The 8,369-nt window shown below is 66.0% G+C and carries 7 protein-coding genes; 4 read left to right on the top strand and 3 right to left on the bottom strand.

Annotated elements, in window-relative coordinates:
• Positions 1-163: 163 nt before the first annotated feature.
• Complete coding sequence (locus tag SAS01S_RS20615) at positions 164-802, top strand: trimeric intracellular cation channel family protein (protein ID WP_066812907.1); 639 nt, start codon at positions 164-166, stop codon at positions 800-802.
• Here SAS01S_RS20615 and SAS01S_RS20620 read toward each other — a convergent pair.
• The 3 genes from SAS01S_RS20620 to sppA form a co-directional block, all read right to left on the bottom strand.
• Positions 799-2,013 carry an MFS transporter gene (locus SAS01S_RS20620; RefSeq protein WP_066812909.1) on the bottom strand — a complete coding sequence of 405 codons (1,215 nt, stop codon included), beginning with the start codon at positions 2,011-2,013 and terminating at the stop codon, positions 799-801. The two genes, SAS01S_RS20615 and SAS01S_RS20620, sit on opposite strands and share 4 nt — an antisense overlap.
• A 66-nt stretch (positions 2,014-2,079) precedes the next feature.
• The gene (locus SAS01S_RS20625; protein WP_066812910.1) at positions 2,080-2,643 is read right to left on the bottom strand and encodes a GNAT family N-acetyltransferase; all 564 of its coding nucleotides are present in this window, start codon (positions 2,641-2,643) and stop codon (positions 2,080-2,082) included.
• Complete coding sequence (gene sppA / locus SAS01S_RS20630; protein ID WP_066812914.1) at positions 2,640-4,535, bottom strand: signal peptide peptidase SppA; 1,896 nt, start codon at positions 4,533-4,535, stop codon at positions 2,640-2,642. The genes SAS01S_RS20625 and sppA overlap by 4 nt, the downstream gene beginning before the upstream one ends.
• Positions 4,536-4,639: 104 nt before the next feature.
• On the opposite strand from sppA, the gene SAS01S_RS20635 reads away from it, so the two are divergent.
• The 3 genes from SAS01S_RS20635 (at position 4,640) to groL (ending at position 8,193) form a co-directional block, all read left to right on the top strand.
• On the top strand, positions 4,640-6,049 hold the full coding sequence (locus SAS01S_RS20635; RefSeq protein WP_084239283.1) for an MATE family efflux transporter: 1,410 nt from the start codon (positions 4,640-4,642) through the stop codon (positions 6,047-6,049).
• 159 nt (positions 6,050-6,208) lie between these two features.
• Positions 6,209-6,496: a co-chaperone GroES gene (gene groES, locus SAS01S_RS20640; protein ID WP_066812912.1), complete on the top strand. Its 288-nt coding sequence runs from the start codon at positions 6,209-6,211 to the stop codon at positions 6,494-6,496.
• 53 nt (positions 6,497-6,549) lie between these two features.
• Positions 6,550-8,193: a chaperonin GroEL gene (gene groL / locus SAS01S_RS20645; RefSeq protein WP_066812913.1), complete on the top strand. Its 1,644-nt coding sequence runs from the start codon at positions 6,550-6,552 to the stop codon at positions 8,191-8,193.
• Positions 8,194-8,369: the final 176 nt, after the last annotated feature.

Below are 8,369 nucleotides of genomic sequence, written 5' to 3' on the forward strand. Positions count from 1 at the left end.
AATCATCTTCAGCTGTCACAGGGGGCAACTTGCCCTCGCTCGTAGAGGATAAGCACCAATTACGTTTGGGGTGCCCAGACATGCACCTTTGGTTCGTCATCCGGGCTTTGCCGTGGGCCCAAACCGGTGGCGAAGCCTGGTGCGTCGCGCTACCCTTCGTCCGATGCTCCCCCACACTCCCGAATGGCTCCCTGCGATCGCGCCCTGGCTCGACTTGGCCGGGCTGGTCGTCTTCGCGGCGTCAGGCGCGCTTGCCGCCGCGAGGCGTGGGCAGACGATGGTCACGCTTTGCTTCTTCGCGCTCGTCACCGGCGTCGGCGGTGGGACGGTGCGCGACTTGCTGATTGGGGCGCCGGTATTCTGGATCCATGACAGCCGCGCGGCGGCGGCATGTCTCGCGGTTGCCTTTGCGGTGTGGCTGACTCCCGTCAGATGGTGGCGTGGGGCGGCGCTCGACTGGTTCGATGCGGTCGGACTCGCCGCTTATGCCGTGTTCGGCGCGGCCAAGGCGATCGGGTTCGGCGTGCCCCCGGTGCCGGCGGCGTTGATGGGCGTGGTCACCGCCTGCGTCGGCGGGATCATTCGCGACGTGCTGGCGGGCGAGCCGTCGATCATCATGCGCCCCGAAATCTACGTCACCGCGGCCGCGCTGGCGTCGGGTTCCTATGTCGCACTGGGGCTGCTCGGCGTGCCGTTGCCGGTCGCTGCCGGCATCGCGGCCGTCGCCGGGTTCAGCCTCCGCGCGGCCGCGCTGCGCTGGAAGCTCGCGCTGCCGGCCTATCGCAAGGGCGAGGCCGGCTAACGCGCTTCGCAAGCACGGGTTGGGCGACGCGGGGCAAAACGCAGTCCAGTAATGAAGGCGAGCGCTGCCAGCACGAGCATCACGCCGGCGAAGATCTCGCTGGCCCTGACCGGTCCGGCGACGGCGCCGACCATCGCGACGCCGATCACCGGAAGCGAATTGCCGATGAAACAGATCACCAAATAAACCGACACCAGACCCGCGCGGCGATCGGCGGGTGCGATCGTGTTGACGATCTCGAGGCTGCCACGATAGCCGAGCGCCAGCGCGACGCCGCCGGACGTTGTGCCCAGCATCAACAAAGCGAGGCTCTGCTGCGACTGGGCGAGGACCAGCAGCGCGAGCGCGGGCGCGATCGTCATCAGCCCGCTCATCATCGCCATCCGACTCGACAGCCGGCGCGTCGCCAGCATCGTCGCGGCGGCGACCGCGAATAATTGCGCCAGGATCGCGCCGCCGATCGCCGGACTGGTGAGGTGCATTGCCTGGTCGAGGATCGACGGCAGCAGCGCCGCGTAGAAGCCGACAAAGGCGAACGCGGTGAACGAGGTAACGGCGGGAGCGACGAATGCGGCGCGCGTGTCCTGCGGGAGGGCGAATTGCGGGCGGAGCAGCGCGGCGTCGATTGCTCGGGTCGAAACCGTCTCGCGCGCCCGCGTCACCATCACGGCCACCGTGGCGATGGCGGCGGCATAAACCAGGAAAGGCAGGAGGAGTGGGCGCGGCGCGTAGCTCGCGAGCAACCCGGCGATCAACGGCCCCAGGCCAATTCCCGCCATATTGGCCTGGATCGCGAGCAAGGTCGCGCGTGGGCGATCGTCGGGTCGGAGGTCGACCAGCCAAGCCGTGCCGGTACCCGATGCCAGCCCGACCGCGAGGCCGCTGACGACTCGTCCGGCGAACAGCCCGACGGTGCTCTGCGCCATCAGGAAGACCGACGCCGCGATCAGGCACAAAGCGATCGCGGCGAACGCGATCGGGCGTCGCCCGATGCGATCCGACAAGCGGCCGAGGAACAGCAGGGCGGAGAGATTGCCGATGACATAGGCGGCATAGACGATCGTCAGCACGACGGCGGAGAAGCCGAACTGGGCCTGATACAAGGCATAAAGCGGCGTGATCATCGTGCTGCCGGCAAAGCCGATCGCGATCAGTCCCATCGCCGCCGCGGTGCCGCGCGGGGCCTGGGTTTGCGAGGTCAGGTGGCTCATGCCGGGAATAACGCGCCGCCCCGTTGCAGGTGCCGACACTTCGGTCGGGACCGAACCGTCATGGTATCAGGCGCGGACCAGGCCGACCTCGCTGAACGGCTTGGGCTCGGCCGGCGGGATCGCGGCATCGTTGAGTTCGCGCTGCCAGAAGCCGACATCGATCCAGCGACCCTGTTTGAACCCGAGTTCGCGCAACACGCCCTGCCGGCGAAAGCCCGCCGCTTCGTGCAGCCCTATCGTATAGTCGTTGGGTAACGAAATCACGCTCACCGCCTGAACGAACCCCTGTGCGCGCAACGTGTTGATCAGCGCGGGGTAGAGCAGCCGTCCGACTCCTTGTCCCTGGACCGGCCCGGAGACGTAGATCGAGGTCTCGACGACATAGCGATAGGCCGGCCGTTCGCGGAACTTGGTGGCATAAGCATAGGCAAGGACGGCATCGCCATCCTCGACGCCATTGGTTGCGACGATCCACGGATAGAGCCCATCGCTGGCGGCCATGCGGCTGCGCATCGCGCGCGCGTCGGGCGCCTCGGTCTCGAACGAGACCGTCGCGGTCAGGACATAAGGCGCGTAGATTGCGGCGATCGAGGCGGCATCCTCGGGCCGCGCGGGGCGCAGCGCGATCACTGCCAGATCGCCTTGATCAGCAGCTGCGCGAGCGTGCGGTCGTCATCGTCGGCGCGGGCGTCCGAGAAGCCGGCGCATTCCAGGCAGCGCGCCTGGACAGAATTGACCGTCGCCAGTCGCTTGGCGTCACCCAGCGCGCGGGCGAGGACATCCTGGCGTTGCGCGGCGAGCATCGCGAACAGATCGCCGGCCTTGGTGTCGCCGGTTGTGCTGGCATCGTCATCGTCCTTGTCGGCGAAGCCCTGGACCAGCTGGGCGAACCAGCCGGGTTGTTTCTCCAGATAGACGCGGCGGACGTTCTTGGCGTCGATGCCCGCACGCTTGGCGGCTTCGGCGACGGCATCGTCGAGCGAGCCGAAACGGTCGACCAGCCCGAGCTGGCGTGCGGTGCCGCCGTCCCAGACACGGCCCTGGCCGATCTCATCAACGCGTTGCGGCGTCATCTTGCGGGCAGCAGCGACGCGGCCGATGAACTCGGCATAACCGTGCTCGATCGACGCTTGCAGGATCGAATCGACCTGGGGGTTGGTGCCGCCATAGACGTCGGGTTGGCCCGACAGCGGGGTGGTCTTCACTCCATCTGTGGTAATGCCGAGCTTCTTCAATGAATTCTCGAAGGTCGGGATAATGCCAAAGATACCGATCGATCCGGTGATCGTGTTGGGCTCGGCGAACACCGCGCCGGGATCACCGACGGTCGACACCCAATAGCCGCCCGATGCGGCGAGCCCGCCCATCGAGACGACGATCGGCAGCTTCTGTGCCTTGGCTTCGAGCACCGCCTTGCGGATTGTCTCGGATGCCAGCGCCGACCCGCCGGGCGAGTCGATGCGGACGACGAGCGCCTTCAGGTCCTTCTTGGCGAGCCCGTCGAGTACCGCCTTGGCGATCGTGTCGCCGCCGGCGGTGCCGGGGCCGGCCTTGCCGTCGATAATATCGCCGGCCACGGTGACGATGCCGATCTTGTCGCCGGAGGTGGACATCGGATGCGCGGCGACGAAATCGTCGTACTTGATCGCGGCGAAGCTGCCGGCAATCTTCTTCGGTCCGTCACCCGCCAGTTGGGCGACGCGCTTGCCGAAGGCGAGCCGGTCGCCGAGCTTGTCGACGAGGCCGGAGGCGAGGTTGGCGTGGGCGATATCGCCCTTGGTCCCGGCGATCGCCTGGTCGGGCGCGGTCAGGAACGTATCGATCTGCGCCTTGGGTCGCGCCTTGTGGATAAGGTCTTTCCACTGGCTGAAGATCGACGCGTAGAGCGCAGTCAGCGCTTCCTTCGCTTCGGGCGACTGGGCGTCGCGCTCATAGGGCTCGACGAACGACTTGAATTTGCCGACGCGATAGACGTGGACGTTGACGCCGAGCTTGTCGATCAGCCCCTTGTAATAGAGCTGGTTGCCGCCCGGGCCCATGAACAAGGTGCCGCCCATCGGGTTGAGCCAGACTTCGCTGGCATTGGCGGCGAGCAGATAGCTGCCGTCGGTATAGGCAGTGGCGTAGGCCAGCACCGGCTTGCCTGACGCCTTGACCCGGCCAAGCGCGTTGGCGACCTCGGTCACCGCGGCAGGATAGCCGCCGCCATAGCCGTCGAGATCGAGCACCACGACCTTGACCCGCGAATCGTCCTTGGCCGCGTCGATCGCGCGGACCAGGTCGCGCAGGCGGAATTGGTGCTTATCGCCACCCCCCTGCATCGCCGCGAACGCGCTGACGTTCTCCGGCTGTTCGACGATCGGGCCGTCGAGCTTGAGCAACAGCGCCCCGTCGCGGACCGTGCTGTTGGGCTTGGCCGACAGCGCGGCGAACAGGATGCCGAAGAACAGCAGCATGAAGACCAGCACCAGGCCGTCCTTGATGCCGACCAGGATCTTCCAGGCGCCGCGTACCAATTTCACGTCGATCGTCTCCCACTGCGCCATGCAGCGTGTCTCAAAGCCGCGATAGCCGCAAGTGTGATGGTTGAGCAATACGCATGATTTGGACTAGAGGCCGCGGCCTTATGTCCGCGTTAGCCGCCCCCATGCCGCTGGCCGGACCAGCTCCAGCCTCGACGCGCGCCGAGCTTTGGGCGTTGTTGCGCCTGTCCGGTCCACTGGTCGGCGCGAATCTGCTGCAGATGGGGGTCTATGCGGTCGACGTGATGTTCGTCGCGCGGCTTGGCGCGATCGATTTCGCCGCGGCGACCCTGGGCGTGTTCCTGTTCAGCCTGATCATGTGGGCGATGATCGGTTTCACCGGCGCCTGCGCACCGATCATCGCCGCCGAACTGGGCGCGCGCGCACACGCCGTTCGCCAGGTAAGGCGATCGTTCCGCATGGCGATGTGGCTGGGGTTGATCAGCGGGCTGTTCTTCATGGTCGTGCTCGCGTTCAGCCGGGAGATCCTGCTGCTGCTGGGGCAGGACCCCCGGGTGGCGGCACGCACCGGCGCGTTCCTCGACATCCTGTTGTTCATCATGGTGCCAAATATCTGGGCGGGCGTGATGCGCACGGTCGCCGCCGCGCTTGGCCGGCCGGGCTGGGCGATACTGGTAACGGCTGGCGCGCTTGGCATGGGCGCGCTCGGTAATTGGTTGCTGGTGTTCGGCCATGCCGGTTTCCCGGCGCTCGGGCTCGAAGGATCGGCGATCGCCAGCCTGGTCACCGCGCTGGCGATGATGCTGGCCTATGCCGCGATCCTCGCGTTCGACGGCAAGCTCCGCCGCTATCGCCTGTTCGGCAAATGGTGGCTGCCGCACTGGCAGCGGATGGGCGAGATAGCGCGGCTCGGCGCGCCGATCGCCCTGACGTTCACGCTCGAAGGCGGACTGTTCGGCGGCGCGGCGTTCCTGATGGGATTGATCGGCGTGACCGAGGTCGCGGCACACGCGATCGCGCTCAACATCGCCGCGCTCGCCTTTCAGGTGCCGTTCGGCATCGCCCAGGCGGCGACGATTCGCGTCGGGATGGCTTATGGCGCGCGCAACCGGGTCTGGATCGGCCGCGCCGGCTGGGCGTCGATCGTCACCGGCACCGGCTTCATGGTGCTGACCGCGACGACGATCTGGCTCGCGCCCAAGCTGATCGTCGGCATCTACGTCAATGTCGACGATCCGGCGCGGGCGCGCGAAGTGGCGCTGGCGATCCAGTATCTGGCCGTCGCCGCGATGTTCCAATTGTTCGACGGCGCGCAAGCGGTCGCGGCAGGCGCGCTGCGCGGGCTGCAGGATACGCGCATTCCGATGGTCGTCGCGGCGTTCGGCTATTGGGTGGCGGGATTCGGCACCGCGATCCTGTTCGGTTTCCATCTGCATTGGGAAGGTGTCGGCATCTGGGTCGGTCTCGCGGTCGGGTTGGCCGTCGTGTCGGTGTTGCTGGTCGCGCGCTGGGCGATGCGCGAGCGGCTGGGGTTGCTGCCCGCGGCCCGCTGACCCGGTCCGTCGCGGGTTCGAGTGGTCTTGCCGCGCGAACGCAAAAGAATCTTCCGACCCCGTTGACGAGTTGGAAGACCAGTCACATATGCGCTGCGTTGGCACTCGGGGGAACTGAGTGCTAATCCCAATTCAATTCCTATTGAGGGACTCACGCAAATGAACTTTCGTCCGTTGCATGACCGCGTCCTCGTCCGCCGTGTTGAGGCGGAAGAGAAGACTGCGGGCGGGATCATCATCCCCGACACCGCCAAGGAAAAGCCGCAGGAAGGCGAAGTCGTCGCCATCGGCACCGGTACCAAGAGCGAGGACGGCAAGGTCACGCCGCTCGACGTCAAGGCCGGCGACCGCATCCTGTTCGGCAAATGGTCGGGCACTGAGGTCAAGGTCAATGGTGAAGACCTGCTGATCATGAAGGAATCGGACATCCTCGGGATCGTCGGCTGATTTCCTTCAAGCGCCAATTTCTCAATTTCATTTAATCGGAAAGGTCAGCCAACATGGCAGCCAAGGACGTTAAATTCAGCCGCGACGCGCGTGAGCGCATCCTGCGCGGCGTCGATATTCTGGCCGATGCGGTCAAGGTCACGCTCGGTCCGAAGGGCCGCAACGTCGTGATCGAAAAGTCGTTCGGCGCCCCGCGCATCACCAAGGACGGCGTCACCGTCGCCAAGGAAATCGAACTCAAGGACAAGTTCGAGAATATGGGCGCGCAGATGATCCGTGAGGTCGCGTCCAAGACCAACGATCTCGCCGGCGACGGCACCACCACTGCGACCGTGCTCGCCCAGGCGATCGTCCGCGAGGGCATGAAGTCGGTCGCGGCCGGCATGAACCCGATGGACCTGAAGCGCGGCATCGACCTCGCCGTGATCAAGGTCGTCGAGGACGTGAAGTCGCGCTCGAAGCCCGTCTCGGGCTCGAACGAGATCGCCCAGGTCGGCATCATCTCGGCCAATGGCGACACCGTCGTCGGTGAGAAGATCGCCGAAGCGATGGACAAGGTCGGCAAGGAAGGCGTGATCACTGTCGAAGAAGCGAAGGGTCTTGAATTCGAGCTCGACGTCGTCGAGGGCATGCAGTTCGACCGCGGCTATCTGTCGCCGTACTTCATCACCAACCCGGAGAAGATGACGGTCGAACTCAACGACCCGTACATCCTGATCCACGAGAAGAAGCTGTCGAACCTGCAGGCGATGCTCCCGATCCTGGAAGCCGTCGTCCAATCGGGCCGTCCGCTGCTGATCATCGCCGAGGACATCGAGGGCGAGGCTCTGGCCACGCTCGTGGTGAACAAGCTGCGTGGTGGCCTCAAGGTCGCTGCCGTCAAGGCGCCGGGCTTCGGCGATCGCCGCAAGGCGATGCTCGAGGACATCGCGATCCTGACCAAGGGCGAGATGATCTCGGAAGATCTCGGCATCAAGCTCGAGACCGTCACCATCGGCATGCTCGGCACCGCCAAGCGCGTCTCGATCGACAAGGACAACACCACCATCGTCGATGGCGCCGGTGATGCCGATGCGATCAAGGGCCGCACCGAAGCGATCCGCCAGCAGATCGAGAACACCACGTCGGATTACGACCGCGAGAAGCTCCAGGAGCGTCTGGCCAAGCTCGCGGGCGGCGTCGCGGTGATCAAGGTCGGCGGCGCGTCCGAGGTCGAGGTCAAGGAGCGCAAGGATCGCGTCGACGACGCTCTCCACGCGACCCGCGCGGCCGTCGAAGAAGGCATCGTCCCCGGTGGCGGCACGGCGCTGCTGTACGCAACCAAGGCGCTCGACGGCCTCAAGGGTGCCAATGACGACCAGACCCGCGGTATCGATATCGTCCGCAAGGCGCTGTACGCGCCGCTGCGCCAGATCGCGCAGAATGCCGGTCATGACGGTGCGGTGATCTCGGGCAAGCTGCTCGAAGGCAACGACCCGTCGCAGGGCTTCAACGCCCAGACCGACGTGTACGAGAACCTCGTCACTGCCGGCGTGATCGACCCGACCAAGGTCGTTCGCACCGCGCTGCAGGACGCGGCCTCGGTCGCCGGTCTGCTGATCACCACCGAAGCGGCGGTGTCGGAACTGCCCGAAGACAAGCCCGCCATGCCCATGGGCGGCGGCGGCATGGGCGGCATGGGCGGTATGGACTTCTAATCCGAACGCGGCCCTGGCCAAGCGAGCTTGGCCAGGGACTCGCGTCGGATCGGACGGCGGGGCTTCGGCTCCGCCGGAGATCCCGACCGACGGCCAAGCGCGGGCTTTGCCCGCGCCCATCCGAACCAAAAGAGAAAGGCCGACGGAGCAATCCGCCGGCCTTTTCTGTGCATAAA

Source organism: Sphingomonas asaccharolytica NBRC 15499 (assembly GCF_001598355.1).
Classification (GTDB): domain Bacteria; phylum Pseudomonadota; class Alphaproteobacteria; order Sphingomonadales; family Sphingomonadaceae; genus Sphingomonas; species Sphingomonas asaccharolytica.

Excerpts from the sequence above, each read along its gene's own strand:
- SAS01S_RS20635 (WP_084239283.1), top strand. The coding sequence starts at position 4,640 with ATGTCCGCGTTAGCCGCCCCCATGCCGCTGGCCGGACCAGCTCCAGCC.
- SAS01S_RS20620 (WP_066812909.1), bottom strand. The coding sequence starts at position 2,013 with ATGAGCCACCTGACCTCGCAAACCCAGGCCCCGCGCGGCACCGCGGCG.
- groES (WP_066812912.1), top strand. The coding sequence starts at position 6,209 with ATGAACTTTCGTCCGTTGCATGACCGCGTCCTCGTCCGCCGTGTTGAG.
- groL (WP_066812913.1), top strand. The coding sequence starts at position 6,550 with ATGGCAGCCAAGGACGTTAAATTCAGCCGCGACGCGCGTGAGCGCATC.
- SAS01S_RS20615 (WP_066812907.1), top strand. The coding sequence starts at position 164 with ATGCTCCCCCACACTCCCGAATGGCTCCCTGCGATCGCGCCCTGGCTC.